Below are 25,712 nucleotides of genomic sequence, written 5' to 3'. Positions count from 1 at the left end.
AAATAATTATATCTTTACATTCATATGAAAATAAATATAATCAACGAATTAAAAAAAGGTGAAAAATCAGGATTTATTACGAATTTTAACCTTAAAGAATTTCTGGAAAAGCTACACCAAAAATATCCAAATAAACAATATTTCTTTTAAGAATAAACACCCATTCCATTTTACAAAATCGATCTCAACAATAAAGAAATTAAAATCATGAGACTTCTTCATCAGACGGATATTCCTTCAAGATCAAATGACTAAATTTCAACTAATAAAATTAATCATGTATAAACAATTAAAATCACTAATTTTCCTTTTACTACCCTTCTTCTCGTTAACTGCACAAAATAAGGTAACAGAATATCTAAACATTCCGGGCCCCATCACCATTGATTCCAAAACATATCATTTAGCATGGAGTTCACACCCGAATAGCAATTATTACAAACAGGAATATTTAGGTCCCAATGACAATATAGAAAAATACAATACGCTTATCATGATCGATTTTGTAAAAGGAGATTTTAAACTGGAAGATGCCATTAATCAAAAAATCAGTGAACTTGAGAAGATGAAGCAGTCAAATCCTGTTATCAACTATACGACGTACGAAAACAAGGGAGAGTATATTCTGGACTTCATTATCAGCAAAAATTCAGCTAACGGAAAAGAAATCTTAATTGCTGAAAGAAATGTTTACCGCTATAAATTAATCTCCGATAAAAATAATAATGGGATTTTACTTTTTGGCGTAAGTGAAAGGGGCTATCAAGAAGATATTGATGCCTTTTTCAAAAATCTTAAGGAAAACTCTACAAAGATGGTTGAAGTTGTCGGAAACTACCAATTACCTGAGATCAAATTAAAATAATCATCAGGAAATCAATATCAGATTCCAATCCATGAAAACAACCATTAAACTCATTTTCTTATTGCTGTTCATTAATGTATCGGCAATTGCACAAAATAATAAACTCAAAAAAAATCAATATCAATTAACAGGAAAGATTGTCAATGATTTTAAGCTACCGGGTAATTGTGGTTATATTGCGTATGCTTTTGTTTTAGAGTTTGAAATCATTGATACATCTCTGAAGAATTATGAGAATAAGCAAATTCCGATTATTGTAAGATGTCCCAAATTTTTCGGAGAAAACTTTTTTGAAAAGAATAAAACATATACATTGACTTTTACTGATCAATATAAAAAAAATTTTGACTGGACCATTCCTAATATAAATGTTTTAAAAAAATATAATCTTAAAAAACAGTATTGGTTAATAGATATTAAATAAAGACCTTGAAGGTTTTAGCCTACATATGAACTACAGATTTATTCAAACCTCACAGGTTTTGAAAACCTGTGAGGTTAATAACTCTACTAATTCTTAAAAACAGTATTGATTAGTGGATATTAAAAACTTTGTTAGAAAGACTTCTGTAGAATGACAAACTACATTAATATTATTACAACTCCAGCAACACCGCACTCACAATCCCAATCTCCTCCAAAAACACCCCATCATGCGAAATCATCACCAACGTTCCATGATAATCCTTAATAGAATTCGTCAGAATTTCCACATTCTGAAGGTCTAAATTATTCGTCGGTTCGTCAAGAATAATCATATCGGGAGCTTTATTGCTGATGGAAAGTCCGCACAGCAAAAGCCGTAAACGTTCGCCGCCGCTTAACACATCACATTTTTTATCCCAGGTTTCCTTTCCGAATAAAAATCTTGACAATAAGGTTTTCACTTCCGATTCCGACATTGCGTGATCGTTGAACTGTTGGGCAAATTCATACAGGGTCGCCGTTTTATCAAGTAAAGAATATTCCTGATCAATATAAATCGTATTGAAATCCGACCTCGAAACACTCCCGGAAGCAGGCAGCAGATCTCCCAATAGCAATTTAATCAAAGTCGTTTTTCCGGAACCGTTCGAACCTTTAATGGCGATCCGGTCACCGCTTCGGATTTCAAGATGGAGATTTTCTTTCCAAAGATTTTTATCATGATATCTAAAATTCATATCCTCAACTGAAATCAGAATTTTCCCGGCATGCAAATCAGAATCATTAAAGTTCACCTTCATCTGATCCAAATTTCTCACCGAGGAACGCAAATCCCGCAAATCCCCGGAAATATCATTAATTTTCCCGGCATGAACCGCTTTCAACTTCGAAGAATTTTTCTCGGCATTATTTCGCAGCGTATTCATCATAATCCTGGCGACACTCGATTTTTCCTGCTTTCCTCTTCCTCTCGTATCAAGCTTCTGCTTTCGTTCCAGCGTTTCGCGTTCCTTTTCTTTGGCCTTTTTCAAAGCTCTTTCTTTAGCATGAATGTCATTCTGCAGAGCCTCATTTTCAATCGCTTTCTGTTCAGCATAAAAATCATAATTGCCGCCATAGCTGGAAATCCCCTGGTTGCTGAGTTCAAAAATTGTATCAGCGAGATTCAGCAAAGTCCGGTCGTGACTGACCATAACAATTGTTGCATTTGATTTCTCAATAAAATCATACAGCAGATTCCTGCCTTCCAGATCAAGATGATTGGTCGGTTCATCCAGCAAGATAATTTCGGGTTGATTAATCTGAATTCCCGCCAGGAAAACTTTTGTTTTTTGTCCGCCGCTCAGGCTTTCCAGTTTTTGATTGAGATCTAAATTTTCAAGCTTCCAATACTGTAAAGCCTGTCGACAACGTTCTTCGATATCCCAATCGTCGTTCAATGTTTCAAAATAAATTTCATCTACTTCCCCATTTGTAATGTTTTGAAGGGCGTTAAGTTTATTATCAATTTTAAGACATTGCGCAATGGTTAGTTCATTAAAGTTTCCGAACATTTGCGGAACATAAAACAGTTCTCCTTCTGCATTGATATTTCCCTGCAAAGGTTCCGTTTCTTTTGCCATGATCTTCAGAAGTGTTGATTTCCCCATGCCGTTGCTTCCTACCAAAGCGGATTTTGAATGAGATGGTATCGTTAAAGTAATAGAATTAAAAAGCAGATCTCCTGCAGGAAACCCAAAAGTTATATCGTGTAAAAAAATCATGATTTCTTTCTTTATTAAAGTTGAAAATGCAATAACGCATCTGTTATTGTCGATTAAATCTGAAAGAAACTGTATACTACATCCTGATATTATGGGTTTTGTGAGTGGCAAAGATAAGGAAAATATTTCGTCGCCAGGCTTTCAAGGTTTTAAAAACCACGAAGGTTCAATGTCATCATAAAACCAATCACTCTTCCACCCATTGAAAACTTTCATCAAAAATCATTAACTTTGCAGCCTACTAAAATTTTTATGGAAAGTATTAAAGTTCACGACAAAACTTTCGTTCCTTATCTGGAGGACGCCGAAATTCAGGAAATTGTAAAAGCAACCGCTTTAAAAATTTATGAAGATTACAAGGATGAAGTTCCTGTTTTCATCGGAGTATTGAACGGGGTGATCATGTTCTTCTCGGATCTGCTGAAGCATTACCCGGGTCCTTGCGAAATTGCTTTTATCCAGATGAGCTCTTATGTAGGAACGGAATCTACGGGAATCGTTTACCAGAAAATGGAATTGACGAAAGACGTGAAAGACCGTCATATCATTTTGGTGGAAGATATTGTGGATACCGGAAATACAGTGGAAAGCCTTTTCAAATACTTCAAGGAAACACAACGCCCGAAATCGGTAAAGCTGGCCTCATTCCTTCTGAAACCGGAAGTGTATAAAAAAGATTTCAAGCTGGATTATATCGGAAAAGAGATTCCAAACAAATTTGTTCTCGGCTACGGACTGGATTACGATGAATTGGGAAGAAATTTACCAAATCTGTATCAACTGGAAGAAGGACAAATCAACCACTAAATTGCTATTAGCTTCTAGCTTTTGGCTATTAGCTTTTAAAAATTATATCTAAATAAAAAGTAATTATTAATTTAAAAATGCTAAGAGCAAGAAGCCAACGCCAATTGCCAAAAGCGAAACCACATTATGATAAACATTGTTCTGTTCGGCCCTCCGGGAAGTGGAAAAGGAACTCAGGCTCAGAACCTGATTAAGAAATTCAATTTAAAACAGATCTCAACAGGTGACCTTTTCAGATTCAATATGAAAAATGATACCGAGCTTGGGAAACTGGCAAAATCTTATATTGACAAAGGAGAGCTGGTTCCGGATCAGGTAACAACAGATATGCTGATTGACGAGATCAGAAAACCTACCGATGCGGCAGGATTCATTTTCGACGGATATCCGAGAACTGCCGTGCAGACGGAAGCCCTGGAAAAAATTGTAAAAGAAGAATTAAACGATGAGATCGATGTTTGTCTTTCATTGGTAGTTGAAGATAAAATTTTGGTTGAAAGACTTTTAAAGAGAGGTGAAATCAGCGGAAGATCAGACGACAGCAATGTAGAAATCATCGAAAACAGAATAAAAGAATACTACGCAAAAACAGCAGAAGTTGCCGAACTGTACAAGCAGCAGGGCAAATATGTGGAGATCAACGGTGTCGGAGATATCGACGAGATTTCTGAGAAACTTTTTGCTGAAGTAGAAAAGGTTCAAAAATAAAAATTTTTGATTCAAGGTTCAAAGTTCCAAATTCAAGGTTAAAACTTTGAACCTTCAACATAAAACCTTGAATTAAAATTATGTCAAATTTTGTAGATTACGTAAAGATTCATTGTAAAAGCGGCCACGGAGGTGCAGGTTCTGCGCATCTTCGCCGTGAGAAATATATTCCAAAAGGTGGACCGGACGGTGGTGATGGTGGTCGCGGAGGCCACGTTATCATGAAAGGAAATGCCAACGAATGGACTTTACTGCCTCTTCGATACACCCGTCACGTAAAAGCAGAACGCGGTGAAAACGGAGGAAAAAATCAACTTACAGGTGCTTACGGAGCCGATGTATACATCGAAGTTCCGATCGGGACGATTGCGAAGAATGAAGACGGCGAAATCATCGGGGAAATTCTGGAAGACGGACAGGAAATCATCCTGATGGAAGGAGGAATGGGCGGAAAAGGAAACGAGCATTTCAAATCATCCACTAACCAGACACCAAGATTTGCTCAACCGGGAATGGACGGCCAGGAAGGCTATGTAACTTTTGAGCTTAAAATTCTTGCCGATGTAGGGCTTGTAGGATTCCCGAATGCCGGAAAATCTACTCTTTTGGCTTCTGTTTCTGCAGCCAAACCAAAAATTGCAGATTATGCCTTCACAACCCTGACTCCCAATCTAGGAATTGTAGATTACAGAAATTACAAATCTTTTGTAATGGCGGATATTCCGGGAATTATTGAAGGTGCTGCGGAAGGTAAAGGTTTGGGACACCGATTTTTAAGGCATATCGAGAGAAATTCAATCTTATTATTTTTAATTCCGGCCGATTCTGAGGATCATTTTCAGGAGTTTAAAATATTGGAAAATGAATTAAAGGAATATAATCCCGAACTGCTGGATAAAGATTTTATTGTTTCTATTTCAAAGTCAGACCTTCTGGATGATGAGCTGAAAAAGGAAATCTCGGCAGAATTCCCCGAAAACAAACAGCCATTATTTTTCTCCGGTGTTACGGGAGAAGGCCTTACAGAGCTGAAAGATGCGATCTGGAAACAGCTTCATGGATAATAAATTTCTTAATACTTCATCGGTATTTTCAGAATAAAAGAACCTTGGGAATTAACCCGAGGTTCAGCTTTTTAGAATATAAGTGCCAATTAAATCTTATTCGATGGGTTATATTTAAATAAATTTAATTCTGAATATTTTTCTTTGTTAAATTTATGTTATCGCCTTTCAATACTTGTTTTTCGGAATAATTATTGAATAATTCAATCCAAATTTTAAAATTATGAAATATATATTCGGCCTTTTTGCTTTTATCGTTTTATTTTCATGCAATTCCCAGAAAATGAATTCAAAATATTCTACTATTGAATATGAAGCAACGCCCTGCTTTGGGTTTTGCCCGGTTTTTAAGATGACCATCAATGCCGACCGAACGGCTGTTTTTGAAGCGGAACATTTTAATTTCAGCGACAGGCCTTCAAAAGATGAATTCTCGAAACCGCGCGAAGGAACATTCAAAGGAACGATTAAACAGGAAGATTACAATAAGCTTATCTCTATGCTTGACGGACTGGATGTAAAAAACCTGAATGATAATTATGGTGAAAAGAATGTAACTGATCTTCCCTCTTCCCATCTGAGAATAAAATTTGCGGACGGAACTTCAAAACATGTGGAAGATTATGGTAAACACGGAAGTGAAAAACTATCTGAACTGTACAAATTTTTTGAGGATCTGAGAAAGAACCAACAGTGGACGAAAGTGAATTAATACCATTAAAAATATTTAAACTACCTTTGCAAAATATAATTCCTTCAAAATGAAGGAATTTTTATTGTAATTATAAAAAAAACAATTCATTTGAATTTTACAGATCTAAATTTAATAGAACCTATTGCCAAAGCAATTCAGGAACAAGGATATACCAACCCTACCCCAATCCAGGAAAAATCGATTCCGGAAATTACGAAAGGAAGGGATTTTTTAGGATGCGCACAGACAGGAACAGGAAAAACGGCTGCTTTTGCCATTCCTATTCTTCAGAATCTTTCTCAAAATAAATTTCCAAATAAACATATCAAGGCTTTAATTTTAACGCCCACAAGAGAGCTGGCTATCCAGATTGAAGAAAACATCAAGGCTTACGGAAAATATTTACCGCTGAAGCATCTTGTTATTTTCGGAGGTGTAAAACAGGGAAACCAGGAAACTGCTCTGAAAAAAGGAGTTGACATTCTTGTTGCTACTCCGGGAAGATTGCTGGACTTTATTGCCCAGGGAATCATCAGCTTAAAAAACCTTGAAATCTTTGTATTGGACGAAGCCGACAGAATGCTGGACATGGGCTTTGTACACGATGTAAAAAGAATTATTAAACTATTACCACAAAAAAGGCAAACCTTATTTTTTTCTGCCACCATGCCTGCAGAGATACAGAAACTGGCAGATTCTATCCTGAACAATCCTGTAAAAGTGGAGGTAACGCCTGTTTCATCAACTGCAGATACCATAAAGCAGTCGGTTTATTTTGTGGAAAAGGACAATAAGCTGAATCTTTTAACGCATATTCTGAAGAATGATATTTCCGATTCTGTTCTTGTTTTTTCGAGAACAAAACACGGGGCCGATAAAATTGCAAGAAAACTTCAGAAAGATCAGATCACGACAGAAGCAATTCATGGTAATAAGTCGCAGAATGCACGTCAGAACGCATTAAATAATTTTAAATCCGGCAAAACAAGGGTTTTAGTGGCGACTGATATTGCGGCGAGGGGAATTGATATTGATGAGCTTAAATTTGTGATTAATTTCGAGCTTTCCGATGTTTCTGAAACGTATGTTCACCGAATCGGAAGAACGGGAAGAGCCGGCGCAGAAGGAACTTCCATATCTTTTGTAGACGGCCTGGATTTATTAAACCTGAAAAACACAGAAAAGCTGATCGGAAAGAAGATCCCTGTCATCAAAGACCATCCTTTTCATACCGATGATCTTGTGGTCCAAAAGAGGGATTCTAACAACAAACCTTTTAACCCCGGTTCAGACAAGCCAAAACCTGCAAGATCCGGCAGCGGTGCTCCAAGGTCGAAAAACAGGAATAAACCCGATTCTGCAGCTGCTCCTACGGGATTTAAAAAGCCAAAAAATAAGAATTTTACAAGGAAAAAATAATAAAAAAGCCTTCCGGAGTGGAAGGCTTTTTTATAGCTTGCTGATATTAAACTTGTTTAAATAATATCTTTGCATTCTCCGTCGTAATCCTGTCAATCTCCGAAAAATCAGATTTATAAATATCCACCAGTTTTCCGGCGACAAGGTCAAGATACGAACTTTCATTTCGTTTCCCACGGTGCGGAACGGGTGCAAGGTAGGGAGAATCTGTTTCAAGAACGATTTTATCTAAAGGAATTTCATTCAGGAACTGATCTATTTTTCCGTTTTTAAAGGTCACTACTCCACCAATTCCCAAGATAAAATTCAGATCTATGGCATGCTTTGCCTGCTCCAGGTTTCCTGAAAAACAATGGAAAATCCCCCTCAGTTTCGGGTGTTTTTTTCTTTCCAGAACTTCAAATGTTTCATCAAAGCTTTCGCGTGTATGAATTACGATCGGCAGATCTTTTTCGATGGCCCAGTCAATCTGCTGTTCAAAAGCTTTAATTTGAATATCGAGCGTTGTTTTATCCCAGTACAGATCAATGCCAATTTCTCCGATAGCGGGAAAATTTCTTTTATCCAGGTAATTTTTAACGATTTCCAATTCTTTTTCCCAGGTTTCAGGTTTCACATAACATGGATGGAGGCCCATCATGGAAAAAATCCGGTTCGGATATTCTGTTTCCAGCTGAAGCATTTTTTCGTGCGATTCTGAGTCGATGGCAGGAAGATAGAATTCGGTTATTCCTTTATCTAGTGCTCTTTGAATTGTTTCTTTTCTGTCGTCATCAAATTCTTCTGCGTATAAATGGGTATGGGTATCAATCATTTTTCTTTATAATTTTAACAGGTCCTCATAAGGATTTTCAAGTCCCAGAAGCATCCCAAAAGCCGGTTCCGTCTTCATTCCCTGCTGTTTTAACTGTATTATTTTTTGTTTAAAATCTTCTCCTTTTTCCTGAAGTATTTTGTATTCCGCAATCATATGCCGGTAAGCATTCTGCATTGTTGAAGGTTTATTCTGTCCGAAAATTTCGATAGGAAATTCTTCCAATCCAAAATTAACAGTAATACATTTTTCACCATTAAGAACAGGATATTCCACCTTAATTTCTGCATCGTGAGGAATACAGCTCAATACATCATTCAAAAAATTTTCTTCAAATTTAAGATCAACTTTACAGATTATATCAAGATCACTACCTTCAATATCAATTTCAATAGGAATTGTTCCGGCTAAAATTGGGGAATATGCTTTTAATTTCTCAAAGAAGCAATGTTTTGAAAGAAGCTGATAGGCTTTTTGCTGTCTTTCATTTCCTGATTTCAGATATTCAATTGTGGTAAAATCAGACATCTGAAAAGATTTTATGTTTTACTTTTTGTCGTTGTACTTCAATTTTTTGATTTAATTTTTCTTTAAATTCGATATATTTAGGATCTTTTTCGTCGCCGGTTCTGTGTTCCAGTGCTTTATTGATCTTAAAATTTTCTTTGATAAATTCTTTGGTTTCATCAGTAAAATAAGCATTCCCGAATTTCTCAAAGATATAATTTACCGCCTGAGTATTCGGATGTATCATGTCTTCTTTGTAAAAACGGTAATCCCTCAAATCGTCCATCAGGATTTCATAGACCGGAAGGTAATGGCAGTTTTCAAACTGTTGAATGGCCTCATGAACAGCCGTAATCAGTTTTGATTTACTCAGTTGATTTTCAATCATTCCGTCTTTTGTATGCCGAACGGGTGACACTGTAAAAAGGATCTGAACGTCATCCTTACAAATATCATTGAGATTTAATATCGTGTTATAAATGGCATCTGTAATTTCGTGATGGCTCAGCAATTTTTTTTCGAAGAATTTCTGCGGAATTTTGTGACAGTTGGCGACCAGTTTCTGTTTGGGAAGAAATTCGTAGATGAAAGACGTTCCGTAGGTAATGATTACCCAATCGGTTTCCTGAAGAAAAGAATTTCCTTCTTCTAGTTTAGCATTAATTTTATTTAATGTCTGATGGATATATCTTGTATCAAAACCGGTATGGTGATCAAGAGAAATAAATTCGTCATTAAACGTGATTAATTCTTCCTCATGATAAAATTCCGCATCATGAAGCCTTTTTACCGAATTGCTGATTGAAAAGGGGTTAAAAACAGTTCCGAAAGGATTATTCAGTGCCTGAAGCTGCCCCTGGGAAAACAGATCCGACATTTCAGAAGCAAAGCAAGAACCGATTGAAAATATTCTATCTTCAAGCGTGATCTTATTCTTCGATTCTATGATATCAACTTCTGTCCTGAACTTCATTGCATTCGAAATTTGGAAATTTGAAAATGAAACAATTTAGAATTTTAAAATTATCTCATTTTCAAATTAGCACATTAACTTTCTCTTCTTAATAAGTAATTGGCCAATTCTGCGAATGGCTTTTTCTTTTCATCCGGAATATCAATTTTCTGGAGATAGCTCTGCCCGATTTCGTTGTGCTTTTCGATCAGTCGTAACGCTTTTTCGTCTACTTTTGTTCTTCTGAAAATTTTCTCTACTCCGTAGACTTTATCGATATTGTCCGTTTTTTTAGAATACCAGTAATCCAGTTCTTTTCTTTCTTCTTCTGTTGCGTGCTCTCTTGCCATCAGATAAAGAACCGTCTTTTTATTTTCGTAAATATCTCCGGCATGTTTTTTTCCGAATTGTGCCTGGTCTCCGAATACATCGAGATAATCATCCATGATCTGAAAGGCAATCCCAATATGTTTTCCGAAATTGAAAATTGCTTTGGCATCTTTAAAGTTGGCCTTGGCAATCAATGCTCCGATCTCAAAAGAAGAAGCACTCAAAACACCGGTTTTATAGGTAATCATTCTGATATAGTCATCAAAAGTTACATTTTCCTGGGTTTCAAAATTAATATCATATTGCTGACCTTCACACAAAAGCAGCCCTGTATGTGTAAATATTCTGATACATGCTTTGAATGTTTCAGGCTCCAGGTCTTCAAAGAATTTGTAGGCTTTTAACATGAGTCCGTCTCCTGAAAGAATACCTACATTGATTCCGTGTAGTGTGTGAATCGTTGGTTTATTTCTTCTTAGCGGGGCTTCGTCCATGATATCATCATGAATCAAGGTGAAATTATGGAAAAATTCAATGGCAAGAGCAGGTTTGATTGCTTCAGTCAGATTACCGCCAAAAAGGTCGCAAGCCATAAGAACCATAATCGGGCGGAGTCTTTTACCGCCATGTGAAATGATATAGTTCATCGGTTCGTACAACTCCGTCGGCTTGTCCTTAAAAGTATATTTGGCAATAGCATCTGCAACAATCTGCTGGTATTTGTCTAAAAATTCCATAAATTCTAATAGTTTGAACAAAAATACAATTTTTCCGGGGCTTTTTAAAGTAAAAATCCTTACTGTTTACTGGTGAAGATTTAATTTTTCCGGAATAATAACCCTGTCTGCCTAATTTCTGATATTTAAAGCCTAGCCCTGATTGAAGCATCTGTCTGAGCTCATTTTCATGTTTCGGCGGCGCTTGCCATGCCGCTGAAACATGAAAATAGCGAGTGCGGAAAGCAGGAAAAAGCTTCCAATAAAATATATATATTGCTTTTCGATGTAATCAAATTGCTCCTTAAAAAATATTAATTACAATTCGACGAAGTCAAAAAGCTTCCAATAAAATATACATATTGCTTTTCGATGCGATCAAATTGCTCCAAATGATAAAATAGTATATAGTTTTTCGATGCAATAACTCCGAATGTTTAGTCCATTATACATAAAAAACTTTGCCCGTATGAGCAAAGTTTTTTGTAATATATAAAATTGTTTTTTATGACAAGAAAGTAACCACAAGATACATAATCCCCGCAACAATTGCAGAAATTGGGATGGTAAGAACCCATGCCCAAAGAAGGCTTACGGTGATCCCCCATCGTACGGCAGACACTCTTTTTGTAAGACCAACTCCGATGATGGACCCTGTTATGGTGTGTGTTGTAGAAACAGGAATTCCGAAGTGATCCGTAATAAACAGAGTAATCGCACCAGCAGTTTCTGCGCTCACCCCTTCAAGGGAAGTTACTTTTGTAATTTTGGTTCCCATTGTTTTGATGATCTTCCAGCCTCCACTCATGGTTCCCAAACCAATTGCCAAGAATGACACCAACGGAACCCAGATATAATGTTCAGCGAAATAATCAAAACGTCCGGCAGCAGGAATAGCGAGATAGACAGGATCCTGAAGCATCTCCACATGATAGTAAATCAATGCGGCTCCGATGATTCCCATTACTTTCTGCGCATCATTCAGACCATGGCCTAAGCTGAAAAGTGCTGAAGAAGCCAGCTGTAATCTTTTGAATGACTGATCTGCTTTATGCGGATTTGATTTTTTATAAAGATGAACGATAATTAAAGTAATAATGATAGAGATAATCATCCCGATAATCGGAGCCATGAAAATGAACAGGAAAATAGGAATTACCTTATCAAATTTCACAACACTCTGCTGCGTTACCTGGCTTGCCGCTTCTTTAATGGTATCCCACATCCCCAATTCCGGATGAGCTGCGACAACACTATGATAATCCATCATAAAAGCATGCATTAAGGCTGCCCCGAGAAATCCTCCGATCAGTGTGTGAGAAGAAGAAGATGGGATCCCGAACCACCATGTAAGGAGATTCCATGCGATGGCGGCTACAAGCCCGGAAAATATTACTTCGAGGGTGATAAAATTTTCATTAACAGTTTTGGCAATCGTGTTACCGATTTTAAATTCGCCAATAATATAAGCAGCGATAAAGAACGCCGCGAAATTCCAAAGAGCTGCCCAAAGTACAGCCTGGAAAGGTGTTAAAACTTTTGTAGAAACAATAGTCGCGATTGAGTTGGCTGCATCATGAAAACCATTAATGTAATCGAAAATCAGAGCCAAAGCAATAATAACTATAAGTAAAATCGGAAATTCCATTGTTTAATTATAATTATTAATTAAGCGTATTTAATCATGATGTTCTCAATGGTATTGGCAACATCTTCTGCTTTGTCGGTCACGACTTCAAGATAATTAAGTACAGATGAAACTTTGATGATGTTAATGGCATCATTCGTTTCGAATAATTCCACCATTGAATTGGAAAGAAGATCGTCTGCTATATTTTCAATAGAGTTCACTTTAATACAAGCTTCTTTTACCTGTTCCATATTTTTGAAGCCTTTAAGATTCTTCATAGCATTCTGGATCTCAAGACATGCTTTGTGAATCAATAATGAGAAATCGGAATATGCCTTCATCTCAGGAGATTTATACAGGAAAATGTACTTTGTTGAGGCATAAATATAATCTGCAATATCATCCAGCCCTGTTGCAAGGGTATGAATATCTTCTCTGTCGAAAGGTGTAATGAAGTTTTTTCCCAGTTCTACAAAGATCTCATGAGTAAGTTCATCATTTTTATGTTCGAAGTCGCTCATTTTTTTCAGCATGGAATCATCATTAAGATCAAAATCTTTAATTCCTGCATTGAATTCCTCAGACATTGCTACAAGGTTTTCAGTTACTTTTTCGAACAGTACGAAGAAGATTTTATCTTTTGGTTGAAAAGCGTGGAAAATATTACCAATTCCCATTTTTAAGTATTTATAATTCGTGTGCAAATTTCTTAAAAAACGCCCTTACCTGAAACAATACAACATTAAGTTTTGTTAACATTGCATTACAGATTGATTATCAAATAAAAAAACCGGCCATGCAGCCGGTTTTCAGTATGTTTTAAGGAGTTTAGTTGGCTACTTCAGCCCTCATTTCCTTTCCTTTGAATTTCATGGATCCGATGTTGCTCAAAACATTGTCTTTGAATGATTTTTCAACTTCGAAGAATGAGAATTTCTCAAGAATTTCGATATCCCCGATTTCAGCTCTTTTCTTGCTTTTTCCGGAAGTCGCTTTGTTGATAATATCCAATACATCCAATTTCTTCAGCTGATCTTTTTTACCCAGATTAAAGAAAAATCTTACCATATCTTCATTTTTTCTTCTTGGCTTTCCGCTACGCTCGCTTCTTTCGCCTCTGTCACGATCTCTTCCTCTGTCTCGGTCGCGGTCTCTTCTGTCCCTTCTGGAACCTCCGTCATCATCTCTGCTGCTCAGTTTCTGATCAATAAGATCATGTCTGTCTTTATAATACATTGCAAGATCTTTCAGCTGAAACTGAAGGAGTTTGTGAGCAAGCTCTTCTTTTGTGAATGCCGATAAATCAGGAATCAGGGAGTCATCAAATTCAAAGAAATCTTCGTGAATTTCAAAAAGACTTTCAAAAACGCCTCCCACCTGAGCCTTGATAATATCTTCTCCGGTAGGAATTTTACCTTCTTGCATTTCAATTTTAGTCACCGATTTAATCTGCTTCAGCTTTCTGCTTTCTTCAGGCTTGATCAGGGCAATAGAAATACCGTCTTTTCCTGCTCTACCCGTTCTTCCGCTTCGGTGAACGAAAACTTCAGGATCATCCGGAAGAGAATAATGGATAACGTGAGTCAGGGAATTTACGTCTAATCCTCTTGCGGCAACGTCTGTAGCCACAAGAATATCGATATTTTTAAGCCTGAATTTCTTCATTACCGTATCTCTCTGTGCCTGCGAAAGATCACCGTGAAGCGCATCTGCGGCGTACCCGTTCTGCATAAGGAAATCTGCAACCTCCTGGGTTTCCATTCTCGTTCTGCAGAAAATAATAGAATACTGATTCGGATTGGAATCGATAAGACGCTTTAAAGCTTCTTTTTTCTGGCGATAACCGATCACATAATATTCATGCTTGATGTTTTTCTTAACCTCATTGATAGAACCTACAGAAATCCTGTGTGGTTTTGTGAGGTAGCTTTTAGAAATTCTTTCCACTTCCTTGCTCATTGTTGCAGAGAAAAGGAAAGTTTGTTTCGTCTCAGGAGTTTCACTCAAAATTGTTTCCAACTCATCTTTGAAACCCATTGAAAGCATCTCATCTGCTTCATCCAGCACAAGCCAGTGAATCGCAGAAAAATCCAGTGCTTTTCTGTTAATAAGGTCAATTACTCTTCCCGGAGTTCCCACAATAATCTGCGGTTTGTCCTTAAGAGACCTGATCTGATCCATAATACTGCTTCCACCATAAACGGCTGTCGTTTTGATGTCTTTCATGTATTTGGAGTAGTTTTTAATGTCTTTCGTAATCTGAAGACATAATTCCCGTGTCGGACAAAGGACCAATAATTGGATTTTGCGACTCGTATCGTCAATCATATCCAAAATCGGAAGCGAAAACGCTGCTGTTTTGCCTGTCCCTGTCTGCGCAAGTGCGATCAAGTCGCGAATATCTGAAAGAATAAAAGGGATAGTCTGTTTTTGGATTTCTGTCGGGCTTTCGTAACCCAGTTCGCCAATAGCCTTAAGAATATCAGGACTTAAATTGGTTTCCGTAAATAAATTCATTAAATATTTTAAAATTTTTGCAAAGATACGATTATTATTTGAATTACATTTTAACTATTATTACAGAAACAATAATTTAATATTTAAAAGTGATAATGCTTTTATAATTTCCGCAGAAAAACTGCCATATTTTTAATTTTAATTTAAATACCATTTATGGTATGGACTCTGTCGTAGGCAGGAAAAATGTATTTCCGGTATTGCCCGAATTTGATTAATTTTGGTTGAAAATAAAAAAATATGCCAGCAGCAGTTTCACCAAAAGTTTTTGATTTTTTAAGACAACTTGCCGAAAATAACAACCGTGAATGGTTTACAGAGAATAAAAATCTCTATACCGAATCTCAGGAAAATATTGTAGCATTTCTTGAAGACCTGATTGCAGAGATGTCTGAATTTGATTCTGAGTTGGGAAAAATTGATGCTAAAAAATCCCTGTTCAGAATTTACAGGGATACTCGTTTTTCAAAAGATAAAACACCTTATAAAACCAACATCGGCGCATCGCTTGGAATGGGGAAAGGCAGCCAGAAAGGCGGATATTATCTGCACCTGGAGCCGGGAAAATCTTTTATTGCCGGAGGAATCTACATGCCGGAATCTTCAGTTCTGAAAACCTTGAGAAAAGAAATTTCACTGTATGGGAAGGAATTTTTAAACATTTTAAACAATAAAGAATTTAAAAAATATTTTCCGGAGCTGGATCAGGATGATAAACTGAAAAAAGTGCCGCAGGGATTTGAAAAAGAAGATCCTATGGCTGAATACCTGAAACTGAAAAGCTTCATTGTAGTATATAATCTTTCGGATAAGGAAATTTCGGATAAAAGTGCTTCAAAAAACCTGGCAAAAATCTTTAAAGTGATGAAGCCCCTGAATGATTTTCTGAATGCACCCTTTTTATAGTTTTAAATTATATTCGTTGATAGCCAGAGACTTATAATTTGACTGTTTTAACATTAATTTAACATTTTTGCGTATATTTGCTCGTGTCAAAAGCAAAAGCATGTCTATATACCAAAGAATTGCTGAAAATCTGCAATATATAAGTCCCGGTTTTTACAAGAAAAGATTTTTTAAAAATTTAAACAATCTCAGTAAAGATAATTTCTCTGCAAGAAACGTAGAACCCGAATTGGTATGGATTAAAGAATTTCTCCCTAAAAAAGCCGTTATTTTTGATATAGGTGCCAATGTAGGCACATTTTTATACCAGCTGGAAAATAAGCTGGATCATGAACAGATCTATGCTTTTGAACCCAATAAAAAATTGTACAGAAGGCTTAAAAGACTATTTCCGCAAATGCGCATTTTTCCGTTGGCTCTTTCGGATGAAAACACGACAGCCGAATTTAAAGTACCCATAATCAACGGTAAAACAATTGCTTCCAGGGGAACCCTAAACACCTCTTACAAAGAAAAAGGTGAGGAAAGAAGCTATACCGAAAAGGTAAAGGTTATACGTCTTGATGACTGGGCTGCCATTGAAAGTATTCACAGGCTGGATTTTATCAAAATAGATGTTGAGGGAAATGAAATGAAAACACTTTACGGAGCCCGTGAAGTAATCTGTAAATTTTTGCCGGTACTGATGGTGGAAATGGAGCAAAGACACCATGACCTCCCGATCTGGAAAGAAATCTCTGAAGTAGAATCCTGGGGTTATGATGCCCATTATCTTAACAGAAATACTTTCGGGCTGGAAAAATTATCGGAAGACATTCTACTGAAAAATATAAGCGACGAAAAAAATAAAAAAGAATACATCAACAACATTATCTTTATTCCTAAAAGTCAATAAAAATGAGTGTAGTTGCGAGACAAGGGTTTAAGTATTCTATTATTGGCTATGTAGGTTTTCTCCTGGGTACCGTTTCCGCGATTTTCATTTTCCCAAATGATTTTGAATTTTACGGAAAACTGAGATACAGCATGCAGACCGCAGAGATGCTGGTTCCTTTCGTAGTTTTCGGGATTTCATATGCGAATGTGAAATTTTTTCACAGCGTGCAGCAAGACGGAAAAAACCAGAATATGCTTTCCCTGTCACTGCTTGTCATCTTCATCAATTTCCTGATTTTCTGCGGAGTATTTTTTATACTTCCCTATTTTTATCCTCAGTTTTTAAAGACTCAGGCGTGGAACATCAAAGGAATTATTCTTCCTTTGATTTTGGTTTTGTCGCTGTGTGCCCTATTCAATAAATACACATCCAACTATAAAAGAATTGTTGTTTCCAATATTTTTGACAATCTTTTTCCTAAAATTGCCAACCTCGGTGCATTCTGTCTTTTTTTTTACTTTGCATTTTCGCAGAAGACGGCATTGGCATTTTTCTTCGGAATTTTTGCGCTGATGCTGTTCGGTTATATTTACTATACGAATAAGCTGGATAAAATCAACTTCGACTTCAGTACCGATTATTTTAAAAAAGACGGGTTCTGGAAGGAGTTTATGAATTATAGTTTTTTCGGTTTTCTGGGGACTTTCGGGAATTATCTTGCGATCAACAGCTTTATGATCGGCGAATACATGGGAATGGAGGAAAACGGGATTTATTCTACATTGTATGCATTGATTTCCCTCATTTCGATTCCGCAGCTGGGATTATTTAATATTTCAGCCCCGATAATCAGTAAAAATCTTGCAGACGGAGATATGGAAGGACTGGATAAGTTTCATAAGAAAACTTCGCTCACCCTCTATTTTTTAGGTGCCGTTTTGTTTTCCTGCATTATGGTAGGATTCCCTTATCTGACTTATTTTATGCCTAAAAACGGGGTTTTGCTGAGAGAGTACGAACCGGTAGTCTGGATCTGGGGATCAGCAGTGTTAATTGACCTTGCCACAGGTTTTAACGGAAATATCATTTCACTTTCAAAGTACTACAAATTCAATATTCTCGTAATGCTGCTGCTTGCAGGCCTAACTATTTTCCTGAATTTATATTTCCTGAAAAATACGGATTTGAAACTGATCGGTATTGCGTTATCAACAGCCATCTCGCTGATTACCTACAATGTGGTGAAGATCGTATTTAACTATTTTGTATTTAAAGTTTCCCCGCTTACTATTGAAATGATTTTCGTCTCAATTATCTGCACACTGGCCATAACCGTGGCAATTGTCCTTCCGAATTTCAGCAACAATTTCATCAATCTGGTTTACAAACCTGCTGTGGTCCTGCTTTTGATTTTCATCGGAAATTATTTCACGAAGGTTTTTCCGATTGAAGATTATTTAAACAAAAACTTTATTAAAAGTATCTTTAAATTCAAGTAGCCATTAAACTGTTCAAAAGATTTTCGAGCTTTTGTCTGACTGCTTTTTTGTTGTATTCCTTCTGAAAATCGAATTTCAGATCTTTAAGCTCTTCAAACTGCTGGGTGAGATCAGATTGTTCCGGAAGAATAAAATCCAGCGACGATTGATAATTCTTTGGGAATACAGCAAGCTTCCCGAATTTTATGGAATCCCCAATATTTCCGGTCATCTTTGTTTTGCCATATATTTCTTTCTGGCTGAAAAACTCTGTTTCCTCCTGAATCGGACACCACAAAACATCTGCTTTCCGCATCCAATTCTCAAAATTTTCCGGCGGAACCCTCTCCGAAAAATAAGTAATATTAACATACTGTAAAGAATGTTGCAGATCAGTAAGCTGCTTCAGTTCGGCATGATCAGCCTTACCTAAAAAAACAAATTCTATCAGTATTTTCTTAAAATCGGGATGATGATATAAGTCTTCAATTTTTTTTATTTCTGAAAATACTTTTTTATAATCCCTTCTTTTTTGGGAAACACCACCCGGAATAACAACTGTAAGAATTTTATTCTGAATTCTTTCTGAATATTTTGTATAAAAAATAGGTAAAAAACTAAAGCATTCTGAAATCAATGCTTCATCCAGAACCAAAAGTTTTCTGGCTTTCCGGTAAATTTTTGAAGAACCCAGTAATCCTTCTTTCCATAAAAGTTTTAACCGGTAAATTCTATCTTTTTTGAATATACTTTTAAGAAGACTGAAATTTGAAGTCCTGATAAAGTTGATATTGTGAACAATAACTGCCGTATTATATTTTTCGGCAATCGTGAAAAATGTATTGAAATACCGATGAACAGTTCCGATAATAACAAGGTCATACTTTTTTAATGTCAACTGATCCAAGATCATGGAACTGTCTGAGAGAAATATGTTTTCCCCATTTTCAGCAATGTGATCTTTAACCCTTTTTGAAAAATAATAGTCCACTGAAAAAGAACCCGTCCCATTCATAATATCCATGAAAGACTGGGCAATTTCAGCGTGGGTATCAATTTCTATGTAAGCAATTCTTTTCAAGTTTTAAATTTAAACTAAGAGTATTTCTTGTTTATTTGTTAAAGGTAAAGATATTATGTGAATGCAAATTACATTTTCAGCCATTTTCTTTTAAGCATTTCCCAACGTTGCCGATTGATGATTTCACGCTCATTCTCAGATATTTTTAATTCCAGTTTACGATTACGACAGTTTTCATAAGAGCCGATAATTTTAAAAAAGAAAGATATTGATCTGCTTTTCACCGCTTCTTTACAAGATGCCACATATGCCAAAAATCTGTTTAAGCCTAAAAAATAGAAATATTTACCGTAATATTCGGCTGGTCTAATGGTGTAATCTGCTCCTTTTACTTTAATTAAACGAACGTGCAGCTCCGGAATAACGACTTCTTTCCATCCTAGATTCTGAAGAAGGATTGCATCAATATTATCCCAACCTAAAGTTTCCCTGATGCCATTCATCTGCATAAAACTTTCTTTTCGGTAGGCTTTTACTGGTCCCCGTACATGATGTCTATTAGAATTTCCTTCATATACCCAATCTCCGTTTTTCTCAACATATAAAAGGCCGCCAACAAGTCCGTAATCAGGATGTTTCTTAAACGTTGCTCCGATTTTTTCAAGATAATTTTCAGGAAATATGACATCAGAATCAAATTTACAAATGACGTCAAAAGCATCTACGTCCTGAGTTTCAAGTCCTTTTTTAAAAGCATGAACCACCTTTGATCCGGGCTGATGTAAAGATTTCTGCAGATCCACGGTTTCAAACCTGGCATCCAGATCAGTGTATTTCCTGATTACCTCCGCCGTATTATCTGTAGAACCGTCGTTTACGATTACTGTCTTAAAGTCCTTAAAGCTTTGCCGCTGTAAAGAATCCAGTGTGAAAGAAAGATTATTTTCTTCGTTATGCGCAGGAATTATAATTAAAAACCTCACGTTAATGTATAAATGATGAATGATAAGTGATAAAGAAACCAATAAGACAGACTATCTTCAATACGCTTTATCACTTATCAATTGTTGTTTATTATTTGTTATGCGGCTTCAGCATGTTTCTCGGATCAAGGATTTCATCCAACTTTTCCTGGGAAAGAATACCTTTCTCCAATACGAGATTATAAACACTTTTTCCGGTTTCCAGCGCTTCTTTTGCAATTTCCGTAGAATGTTTGTAGCCTATGTATGGATTCAGTGCGGTTACAATTCCGATGCTGTGTTTTACCATATTGAGGCATACTTCACGGTTTGCCGTAATTCCTACGACACATTTTTCACGAAGCGTATCCAAGGCATTGCAAAGAAAATGAATATTTTCCATAATAGCGTGTGAAAGTACCGGTTCCATTACATTAAGCTGTAGCTGTCCTGCTTCCGCAGCAAACGTTACGGTAAGATCATTTCCGAACACTTTAAAGCACACCTGATTGACAACTTCCGGAATTACCGGATTTACTTTGCCGGGCATAATAGAAGATCCCGGCTGCATCGGCGGGAGATTGATCTCAAAAAGTCCGGCCCTTGGCCCTGAAGAAAGCAGCCTCAAATCATTACAGATTTTTGAAAGCTTTACGGCAAGCCGCTTCATTGCAGACGAATAAATAACGTACGATCCTGTATCCGGTGTTGCTTCTACCAAATCGGGCGCTGAAACTACCGGGAAACCCGTAATTTGAGCGAGGTTTTTTGCACATAATGTGGCATAACCGACCGGAGCATTTAATCCTGTTCCGATAGCAGTAGCTCCCATATTCACCTCCACGAAAAGGTCGGCATTGTTATTTAATTTTGAAATATCTTCTTCCAGAGTTGCAGCGAATGCTTCAAATTCCTGTCCCAGTGTCATTGGAACAGCATCCTGAAGCTGTGTACGTCCCATTTTAATAACATCATGGAATTCTTTTCCTTTTTCCCTGAATGCCTCAACAATTTTTCCAAGTTTTTCAACAAGAATTGCATTCATCTGCAGCAACCCCATTTTGATAGCGGTTGGATAAGCATCGTTGGTTGACTGCGAAAGATTAACATGATCATTCGGCGAACAAAACTGATACTCTCCTTTATTTTTTCCTAATTTTTCTAAAACCCGGTTGGCAATAACTTCATTGGCGTTCATATTGATGGACGTGCCTGCCCCACCCTGGATCATATCCACAGGAAACTGTTCGTGGAGCTCCCCATTGATAATTTCATCACAAACTTCAGCGATACTGAAGTACAATTTTTCATCAAGAAGCCCAAGCTCATAATTCGTTTTTGCAGCTGCTTTCTTTACGTAAGCCAACCCTCTGATGAACTGAGGATAAGAAGACAGCAGCTGTCCTGAAATTTTAAAATTATTAATGGCTCTTTGCGTCTGTACTCCATAATAAGCATTGATCGGGACGTTTAATTCCCCCAATAGATCGCTTTCTTTTCTGAAATTTTCCATAATTTATAATTGATATAACAATTTATCAATGTAACAGTGTACCAATATAGTAATAGAATTTAGACATTGTTATTTTGATAAATTGCTACATTGTACATTTATTTTAACGGATATTTTAATACTAAAGCCTGTAATATTGCATATGTTTCAGGATCCATGATTCCGTCATAATTCTGCGGTCTGAAGTGATACTGGAAAGCTTCTATTGTTTTCTTGGTAGCATCATCCCATTTTCCGCTCAGATCCAGCGCGTACCCGAATTTCTGTAACTGTGTCTGAACATTAAAAATAAATGTTGAATCATTATATTTAGATGGGAAATCCGCAGAAACGGCAAGGTCATAGTAATTTTGTTTAGCAGCATCATCATACCACATCCCGATCTGATATTCATCATACAATCTTTTCCACGGAAACAAAGGTCCCGGGTCCTGTTTTCTTGTAGGTGCAATATCGGAGTGCGCAAGAATATTTGTTGCCGGAATCTGATATCGGGTTGCAATATCTTTTACCAAAGCGGCTACTTTTTTTATCTGTGCTTCATCAAAAGGAGCAAAAACTCTTTTTCCGGAAGCGTCGGTTATATATCCTGTATTTACGATTTCAATCCCAATTGAAGTATCGTTAAGGTTTTTATCCGTTCTCCATGCACTTATTCCGGCGTGATAAGCACGTTTATTTTCATCTACCAACTGGTAAATTTCATTATCTCCTGTATTGTTTACAAGATAATGTGCACTTACGGCCTGCTGTGAAAGGACAGTAATAGATTTATCATCCGGCAATGCCGTGTAGTGAAGGATAAGATATCTTTGTCTGAAATTCTGTGCAATGGCCGGAAAATAGTCTTTTACCACTTTATAGCCGGCAGGTTTTGCAGAAACAATGGATCCGTAACTTGCGGTATTATCATTTTTTGTTGCATCGGCAATATTGGTTGTGAAAAAATCGACACCATGCTCTGTGGAAACCTTTGGTTTTGGCTTCTCATCCGTTGCTTTAGCAGTCGTTTTCGGCTGTACTGACGGGGTTTTCGGGATATACTGCCTTTTTTTTGCATTTCGTTGTGAAGTACAGGAAAAAACGGCAACGCTTAATCCGATGATATATAATGTTTTACGCATTTGTCTATTTTTTTTACCAGTTTATTACCTCAAAAATACGCAAATATTTCTTGAAAAATATTTGGTAAATAAAGAAATCTATTCTATATTTGCACTCGCAATAAAGGAACAACGATCATTAAAAAACGAAGATAACAGGAGGGTTGCCGGAGTGGTTAACGGAGCAGTTTGCTAAACTGTCGACGCGAAAGTGTCGCAAGGGTTCGAATCCCTTACCCTCCGCTTTTCTATATATCTTTTTCGGGGCGTAGCGTAGTCCGGTCATCGCGCCTGGTTTGGGACCAGGAGGTCGCAGGTTCGAATCCTGCCGCCCCGACTTTTTTAAATGCTTAAGGATCATTAAGCAAGAATCAACTTTTAATGGGTGCGTAGCTCAGCTGGATAGAGCATCTGCCTTCTAAGCAGACGGTCAAAGGTTCGAATCCTTTCGCGCTCACAGAAACCTCATAGCTTTTGTTATGAGGTTTTTTGTTATATAAATCCTTGATCTTTATTTAATTAGTTGCAAGTTTGAAATCCTGTAATGCTGAATACTGATGTAACAAAATTATAATCTACATCTATTCTCAGGCATTTTTTTTCATTACTGATGTTAACAGCTTTATTCTGAAAGAAATATACATAATCTCTCCTTACCTCTAATTTGCAATTATGCATACCCATTTTAAGTAATTCATACTGCAGATTTTCGCCGATATTTTCAAGTCCGTGTGTATAAAAATTGATATTAGAATGATGTTCTAAATATTGCAAGTTTTCTGGTTCTATTTCCGAAAATGCAGTGCTAAGGTTTTTCTCGATATAATAATTAAAAGCGACTGAAATTATTATTAATGAAAATAATAAAAGTAAAATTTTTCTGATCATAAGTTTTTATAAAACAATGATTATTAATCGGGTAAATTTAATTAAATATTATTGTTAAAAAATTATTAGTGTTTTATTTTTATAATTCAAAAAAAGTATCTATATTTGCACCCACAAAAAACAAGGTAATTCTTGTTAAAGATGACCTCTTCGGGGCGTAGCGTAGTCCGGTCATCGCGCCTGGTTTGGGACCAGGAGGTCGCAGGTTCGAATCCTGCCGCCCCGACTTAAATTTTATTTTAGGGTGCGTAGCTCAGCTGGATAGAGCATCTGCCTTCTAAGCAGACGGTCAAAGGTTCGAATCCTTTCGCGCTCACACAAAAACCTCATAGCTTTTGTTATGAGGTTTTTTGTTATATCAATTTCCATACTTTTATTTTGCTATTTATTTGATAAAACAAAAGGCTTCTCGAAGCTCAGCTGGATAAGCATCCCGATTTATCGGGACGGTCAAAGGTTCGAATCCTTTCGCGCTCACAGAGCCTCATAGCTTTTGTTATGAGGCTTTTTGTTATATCAATTTCCATACTTTTATTTTGCTATTTATTTGATAAAACAAAGGGCTTCTCGAAGCTCAGCTGGATAAGCATCCCGATTTATCGGGACGGTCAAAGGTTCGAATCCTTTCGCGCTCACAAAACCTCATAGCTTTTGTTATGAGGTTTTTTGTTATATCAATTTCCATACTTTTTATTTTGCTATTTAGTTGATACAGCAAAGGTTTCTCGAAGCTCAGCTGGATAAGCATCCCGATTTATCGGGACGGTCAAAGGTTCGAATCCTTTCGCGCTCACACAAAAACCTCATAGCTTTTGTTATGAGGTTTTTTGTTATATCAATTTCCATACTTTTTATTTTGCTATTTAGTTGATACAGCAAAGGTTTCTCGAAGCTCAGCTGGATAAGCATCCCGATTTATCGGGACGGTCAAAGGTTCGAATCCTTTCGCGCTCACAAAACCTCATAGCTTTTGTTATGAGGCTTTTTGTTATATCAATTTCCATACTTTTTATTTTGCTATTTAGTTGATACAGAAAAGGTTTCTCGAAGCTCAGCTGGATAAGCATCCCGATTTATCGGGACGGTCAAAGGTTCGAATCCTTTCGCGCTCACAAAACCTCATAGCTTTTGTTATGAGGTTTTTTGTTATATCAATTTCCATACTTTTTATTTTGCTATTTAGTTGATACAGCAAAGGTTTCTCGAAGCTCAGCTGGATAAGCATCCCGATTTATCGGGACGGTCAAAGGTTCGAATCCTTTCGCGCTCACAAAACCTCATAGCTTTTGTTATGAGGTTTTTTATGCTCTCTATATTCTCATATTTTCAATCAAATGTGGTATAGTCCGGTACAATTTGACGCATTTAAAATTTATCACAAAAAAAGACCATCAATTAGATGGCCATTCATTTTTTTATTCAATTTATTTATGCACACAGTTCATTATCCGGTATACATACATAAGGTTTTCCTTTGATACAGCATTTTCTATATCCTTGAAAACAATCTTGAACACATCTTTCAATTCCTCCCTGAATTCCTTTTAACCCAGATCTTGTAATTTTCCTTAAGTTTTCCATAATATTGGTTATTAGTATTTTATGTAATTGTGAATTTAAACAAATATTTTGAATAAAACAAGGATCAAAAATATTTAAATTGTTGTTATTAATACTATTTCGAAAAAAAAATTCGCTTTGGTTTTCTCCTGTAAATTAAGTTGTTTAAAAACTTTTTTGATTAATTTCAAT

24 protein-coding genes and 11 tRNA genes are annotated in these 25,712 nt (G+C 36.5%); 21 read left to right on the top strand and 14 right to left on the bottom strand.

The features are described 5' to 3' along the window. Positions 1–277: 277 nt before the first annotated feature. Both ODE14_RS00400 and ODE14_RS00395 read left to right on the top strand, forming a co-directional pair. Positions 278–865, top strand: coding sequence for a hypothetical protein (locus ODE14_RS00400; protein ID WP_263602524.1), 588 nt, complete (start codon positions 278–280; stop codon positions 863–865). A 31-nt stretch (positions 866–896) separates the two neighbouring features. Next, complete coding sequence (locus ODE14_RS00395; RefSeq protein WP_263602523.1) at positions 897–1,289, top strand: hypothetical protein; 393 nt, start codon at positions 897–899, stop codon at positions 1,287–1,289. 172 nt (positions 1,290–1,461) lie between these two features. Here ODE14_RS00395 and ODE14_RS00390 read toward each other — a convergent pair whose 3' ends face one another. Further along, positions 1,462–3,054, bottom strand: a complete 1,593-nt coding sequence (locus ODE14_RS00390) for an ABC-F family ATP-binding cassette domain-containing protein (protein WP_263602522.1) — start codon at positions 3,052–3,054, stop codon at positions 1,462–1,464. A 252-nt stretch (positions 3,055–3,306) separates the two neighbouring features. On the opposite strand from ODE14_RS00390, the gene ODE14_RS00385 reads away from it, so the two are divergent. The 5 genes from ODE14_RS00385 to ODE14_RS00365 all read left to right on the top strand — a co-directional run bounded on the left by ODE14_RS00385 (position 3,307) and on the right by ODE14_RS00365 (position 7,746). Next, positions 3,307–3,861 carry a phosphoribosyltransferase gene (locus tag ODE14_RS00385; protein WP_072884752.1) on the top strand — a complete coding sequence of 185 codons (555 nt, stop codon included), beginning with the start codon at positions 3,307–3,309 and terminating at the stop codon, positions 3,859–3,861. A gap of 126 nt (positions 3,862–3,987) precedes the next feature. Continuing rightward, complete coding sequence (locus tag ODE14_RS00380) at positions 3,988–4,569, top strand: adenylate kinase (RefSeq protein WP_123851084.1); 582 nt, start codon at positions 3,988–3,990, stop codon at positions 4,567–4,569. Between the two features lie 80 nt (positions 4,570–4,649). Then, positions 4,650–5,633 carry a GTPase ObgE gene (obgE, locus tag ODE14_RS00375; RefSeq protein WP_248394419.1) on the top strand — a complete coding sequence of 328 codons (984 nt, stop codon included), beginning with the start codon at positions 4,650–4,652 and terminating at the stop codon, positions 5,631–5,633. A gap of 223 nt (positions 5,634–5,856) precedes the next feature. Beyond that, complete coding sequence (locus ODE14_RS00370; protein WP_248394420.1) at positions 5,857–6,345, top strand: DUF6438 domain-containing protein; 489 nt, start codon at positions 5,857–5,859, stop codon at positions 6,343–6,345. A gap of 90 nt (positions 6,346–6,435) precedes the next feature. After that, complete coding sequence (locus tag ODE14_RS00365) at positions 6,436–7,746, top strand: DEAD/DEAH box helicase (protein WP_263602521.1); 1,311 nt, start codon at positions 6,436–6,438, stop codon at positions 7,744–7,746. Between the two features lie 46 nt (positions 7,747–7,792). On the opposite strand, the gene ODE14_RS00360 is transcribed toward ODE14_RS00365, so the two are convergent. The 7 genes from ODE14_RS00360 to ODE14_RS00330 all read right to left on the bottom strand — a co-directional run bounded on the left by ODE14_RS00360 (position 7,793) and on the right by ODE14_RS00330 (position 15,212). Further along, the gene (locus tag ODE14_RS00360; RefSeq protein WP_263602520.1) at positions 7,793–8,560 is read right to left on the bottom strand and encodes a TatD family hydrolase; all 768 of its coding nucleotides are present in this window, start codon (positions 8,558–8,560) and stop codon (positions 7,793–7,795) included. Between the two features lie 6 nt (positions 8,561–8,566). Further along, positions 8,567–9,088, bottom strand: coding sequence for a DUF4269 domain-containing protein (locus tag ODE14_RS00355; RefSeq protein ID WP_263602519.1), 522 nt, complete (start codon positions 9,086–9,088; stop codon positions 8,567–8,569). Continuing rightward, positions 9,081–10,040: a GSCFA domain-containing protein gene (locus ODE14_RS00350; RefSeq protein WP_263602518.1), complete on the bottom strand. Its 960-nt coding sequence runs from the start codon at positions 10,038–10,040 to the stop codon at positions 9,081–9,083. Before ODE14_RS00350 ends, ODE14_RS00355 begins: the two co-directional genes overlap by 8 nt. Before the next feature lie 74 nt (positions 10,041–10,114). Further along, entirely contained in the window at positions 10,115–11,086 is a 972-nt protein-coding gene (locus ODE14_RS00345; protein WP_248394426.1) for a polyprenyl synthetase family protein, read from the bottom strand. A gap of 484 nt (positions 11,087–11,570) precedes the next feature. Further along, the gene (locus tag ODE14_RS00340; RefSeq protein WP_248394427.1) at positions 11,571–12,713 is read right to left on the bottom strand and encodes an inorganic phosphate transporter; all 1,143 of its coding nucleotides are present in this window, start codon (positions 12,711–12,713) and stop codon (positions 11,571–11,573) included. A 20-nt stretch (positions 12,714–12,733) separates the two neighbouring features. Beyond that, positions 12,734–13,372 (bottom strand): DUF47 domain-containing protein, encoded by a 639-nt coding sequence (locus ODE14_RS00335; RefSeq protein ID WP_072884742.1) that lies wholly within the window; start codon positions 13,370–13,372, stop codon positions 12,734–12,736. Between the two features lie 151 nt (positions 13,373–13,523). Next, positions 13,524–15,212: a DEAD/DEAH box helicase gene (locus ODE14_RS00330; RefSeq protein WP_248394428.1), complete on the bottom strand. Its 1,689-nt coding sequence runs from the start codon at positions 15,210–15,212 to the stop codon at positions 13,524–13,526. Between the two features lie 240 nt (positions 15,213–15,452). On the opposite strand from ODE14_RS00330, the gene ODE14_RS00325 reads away from it, so the two are divergent. The 3 genes from ODE14_RS00325 to ODE14_RS00315 all read left to right on the top strand — a co-directional run bounded on the left by ODE14_RS00325 (position 15,453) and on the right by ODE14_RS00315 (position 18,494). Then, positions 15,453–16,118, top strand: a complete 666-nt coding sequence (locus ODE14_RS00325; RefSeq protein WP_248394430.1) for a DUF2461 domain-containing protein — start codon at positions 15,453–15,455, stop codon at positions 16,116–16,118. A 100-nt stretch (positions 16,119–16,218) separates the two neighbouring features. Continuing rightward, complete coding sequence (locus tag ODE14_RS00320; RefSeq protein WP_248394431.1) at positions 16,219–17,013, top strand: FkbM family methyltransferase; 795 nt, start codon at positions 16,219–16,221, stop codon at positions 17,011–17,013. Between the two features lie 2 nt (positions 17,014–17,015). Beyond that, the gene (locus ODE14_RS00315; RefSeq protein ID WP_263602517.1) at positions 17,016–18,494 is read left to right on the top strand and encodes a lipopolysaccharide biosynthesis protein; all 1,479 of its coding nucleotides are present in this window, start codon (positions 17,016–17,018) and stop codon (positions 18,492–18,494) included. Here the strand turns inward: ODE14_RS00315 and ODE14_RS00310 are convergent. The 4 genes from ODE14_RS00310 to ODE14_RS00295 all read right to left on the bottom strand — a co-directional run bounded on the left by ODE14_RS00310 (position 18,487) and on the right by ODE14_RS00295 (position 23,093). Beyond that, positions 18,487–19,554, bottom strand: coding sequence for a hypothetical protein (locus tag ODE14_RS00310; protein WP_263602516.1), 1,068 nt, complete (start codon positions 19,552–19,554; stop codon positions 18,487–18,489). The two genes, ODE14_RS00315 and ODE14_RS00310, sit on opposite strands and share 8 nt — an antisense overlap. Positions 19,555–19,622: 68 nt before the next feature. Beyond that, positions 19,623–20,477, bottom strand: a complete 855-nt coding sequence (locus tag ODE14_RS00305; protein WP_263602515.1) for a glycosyltransferase — start codon at positions 20,475–20,477, stop codon at positions 19,623–19,625. A 91-nt stretch (positions 20,478–20,568) separates the two neighbouring features. Further along, entirely contained in the window at positions 20,569–21,969 is a 1,401-nt protein-coding gene (aspA, locus tag ODE14_RS00300; RefSeq protein ID WP_248394438.1) for an aspartate ammonia-lyase, read from the bottom strand. A 98-nt stretch (positions 21,970–22,067) separates the two neighbouring features. After that, positions 22,068–23,093, bottom strand: coding sequence for an N-acetylmuramoyl-L-alanine amidase (locus ODE14_RS00295; RefSeq protein WP_263602514.1), 1,026 nt, complete (start codon positions 23,091–23,093; stop codon positions 22,068–22,070). Positions 23,094–23,230: 137 nt separating this feature from the next. Here ODE14_RS00295 and ODE14_RS00290 point away from each other — a divergent pair. The 3 genes from ODE14_RS00290 to ODE14_RS00280 all read left to right on the top strand — a co-directional run bounded on the left by ODE14_RS00290 (position 23,231) and on the right by ODE14_RS00280 (position 23,529). After that, positions 23,231–23,315: transfer RNA gene (locus ODE14_RS00290), tRNA-Ser, on the top strand. A 19-nt stretch (positions 23,316–23,334) separates the two neighbouring features. Then, positions 23,335–23,409: transfer RNA gene (locus tag ODE14_RS00285), tRNA-Pro, on the top strand. Positions 23,410–23,455: 46 nt separating this feature from the next. Beyond that, positions 23,456–23,529, top strand: a tRNA-Arg gene (locus tag ODE14_RS00280). Between the two features lie 62 nt (positions 23,530–23,591). Here the strand turns inward: ODE14_RS00280 and ODE14_RS00275 are convergent. Then, on the bottom strand, positions 23,592–23,960 hold the full coding sequence (locus ODE14_RS00275; protein WP_263602513.1) for a hypothetical protein: 369 nt from the start codon (positions 23,958–23,960) through the stop codon (positions 23,592–23,594). Positions 23,961–24,111: 151 nt separating this feature from the next. Here ODE14_RS00275 and ODE14_RS00270 point away from each other — a divergent pair. The 8 genes from ODE14_RS00270 to ODE14_RS00235 all read left to right on the top strand — a co-directional run bounded on the left by ODE14_RS00270 (position 24,112) and on the right by ODE14_RS00235 (position 25,230). Further along, positions 24,112–24,186: transfer RNA gene (locus ODE14_RS00270), tRNA-Pro, on the top strand. A 16-nt stretch (positions 24,187–24,202) separates the two neighbouring features. Further along, positions 24,203–24,276: transfer RNA gene (locus ODE14_RS00265), tRNA-Arg, on the top strand. A gap of 95 nt (positions 24,277–24,371) precedes the next feature. Then, a tRNA-OTHER gene (locus ODE14_RS00260) sits at positions 24,372–24,437 on the top strand. Positions 24,438–24,529: 92 nt separating this feature from the next. Continuing rightward, positions 24,530–24,595 (top strand) — tRNA-OTHER (locus ODE14_RS00255). A gap of 92 nt (positions 24,596–24,687) precedes the next feature. Beyond that, positions 24,688–24,753 (top strand) — tRNA-OTHER (locus tag ODE14_RS00250). Positions 24,754–24,848: 95 nt separating this feature from the next. Continuing rightward, a tRNA-OTHER gene (locus ODE14_RS00245) sits at positions 24,849–24,914 on the top strand. Between the two features lie 92 nt (positions 24,915–25,006). Next, positions 25,007–25,072: transfer RNA gene (locus ODE14_RS00240), tRNA-OTHER, on the top strand. A gap of 92 nt (positions 25,073–25,164) precedes the next feature. Continuing rightward, positions 25,165–25,230, top strand: a tRNA-OTHER gene (locus ODE14_RS00235). A 158-nt stretch (positions 25,231–25,388) separates the two neighbouring features. On the opposite strand, the gene ODE14_RS18705 is transcribed toward ODE14_RS00235, so the two are convergent. Continuing rightward, positions 25,389–25,541 carry a bacteriocin-like protein gene (locus tag ODE14_RS18705; protein WP_412059343.1) on the bottom strand — a complete coding sequence of 51 codons (153 nt, stop codon included), beginning with the start codon at positions 25,539–25,541 and terminating at the stop codon, positions 25,389–25,391. Between the last annotated feature and the right edge of the window lie 171 nt (positions 25,542–25,712).

The sequence above is a fragment of the Chryseobacterium sp. PET-29 genome, assembly GCF_025736815.1.
Classification (GTDB): Bacteria; Bacteroidota; Bacteroidia; order Flavobacteriales; family Weeksellaceae; genus Chryseobacterium; species Chryseobacterium nepalense.
The sequence above is the reverse complement of the archived record's forward strand: the minus strand, read 5'-3'. Positions and strand labels throughout refer to the sequence as shown.

Coding starts and splice junctions, on each gene's coding strand:
- ODE14_RS00400 (WP_263602524.1), top strand. CDS start 278: ATGTATAAACAATTAAAATCACTAATTTTCCTTTTACTACCCTTCTTC.
- ODE14_RS00395 (WP_263602523.1), top strand. CDS start 897: ATGAAAACAACCATTAAACTCATTTTCTTATTGCTGTTCATTAATGTA.
- ODE14_RS00390 (WP_263602522.1), bottom strand. CDS start 3,054: ATGATTTTTTTACACGATATAACTTTTGGGTTTCCTGCAGGAGATCTG.
- ODE14_RS00385 (WP_072884752.1), top strand. CDS start 3,307: ATGGAAAGTATTAAAGTTCACGACAAAACTTTCGTTCCTTATCTGGAG.
- ODE14_RS00380 (WP_123851084.1), top strand. CDS start 3,988: ATGATAAACATTGTTCTGTTCGGCCCTCCGGGAAGTGGAAAAGGAACT.
- obgE (WP_248394419.1), top strand. CDS start 4,650: ATGTCAAATTTTGTAGATTACGTAAAGATTCATTGTAAAAGCGGCCAC.
- ODE14_RS00370 (WP_248394420.1), top strand. CDS start 5,857: ATGAAATATATATTCGGCCTTTTTGCTTTTATCGTTTTATTTTCATGC.
- ODE14_RS00360 (WP_263602520.1), bottom strand. CDS start 8,560: ATGATTGATACCCATACCCATTTATACGCAGAAGAATTTGATGACGAC.
- ODE14_RS00355 (WP_263602519.1), bottom strand. CDS start 9,088: ATGTCTGATTTTACCACAATTGAATATCTGAAATCAGGAAATGAAAGA.
- ODE14_RS00350 (WP_263602518.1), bottom strand. CDS start 10,040: ATGAAGTTCAGGACAGAAGTTGATATCATAGAATCGAAGAATAAGATC.
- ODE14_RS00345 (WP_248394426.1), bottom strand. CDS start 11,086: ATGGAATTTTTAGACAAATACCAGCAGATTGTTGCAGATGCTATTGCC.
- ODE14_RS00340 (WP_248394427.1), bottom strand. CDS start 12,713: ATGGAATTTCCGATTTTACTTATAGTTATTATTGCTTTGGCTCTGATT.
- ODE14_RS00335 (WP_072884742.1), bottom strand. CDS start 13,372: ATGGGAATTGGTAATATTTTCCACGCTTTTCAACCAAAAGATAAAATC.
- ODE14_RS00330 (WP_248394428.1), bottom strand. CDS start 15,212: ATGAATTTATTTACGGAAACCAATTTAAGTCCTGATATTCTTAAGGCT.
- ODE14_RS00325 (WP_248394430.1), top strand. CDS start 15,453: ATGCCAGCAGCAGTTTCACCAAAAGTTTTTGATTTTTTAAGACAACTT.
- ODE14_RS00320 (WP_248394431.1), top strand. CDS start 16,219: ATGTCTATATACCAAAGAATTGCTGAAAATCTGCAATATATAAGTCCC.
- ODE14_RS00315 (WP_263602517.1), top strand. CDS start 17,016: ATGAGTGTAGTTGCGAGACAAGGGTTTAAGTATTCTATTATTGGCTAT.
- aspA (WP_248394438.1), bottom strand. CDS start 21,969: ATGGAAAATTTCAGAAAAGAAAGCGATCTATTGGGGGAATTAAACGTC.
- ODE14_RS00295 (WP_263602514.1), bottom strand. CDS start 23,093: ATGCGTAAAACATTATATATCATCGGATTAAGCGTTGCCGTTTTTTCC.
- ODE14_RS00275 (WP_263602513.1), bottom strand. CDS start 23,960: ATGATCAGAAAAATTTTACTTTTATTATTTTCATTAATAATAATTTCA.
- ODE14_RS18705 (WP_412059343.1), bottom strand. CDS start 25,541: ATGGAAAACTTAAGGAAAATTACAAGATCTGGGTTAAAAGGAATTCAG.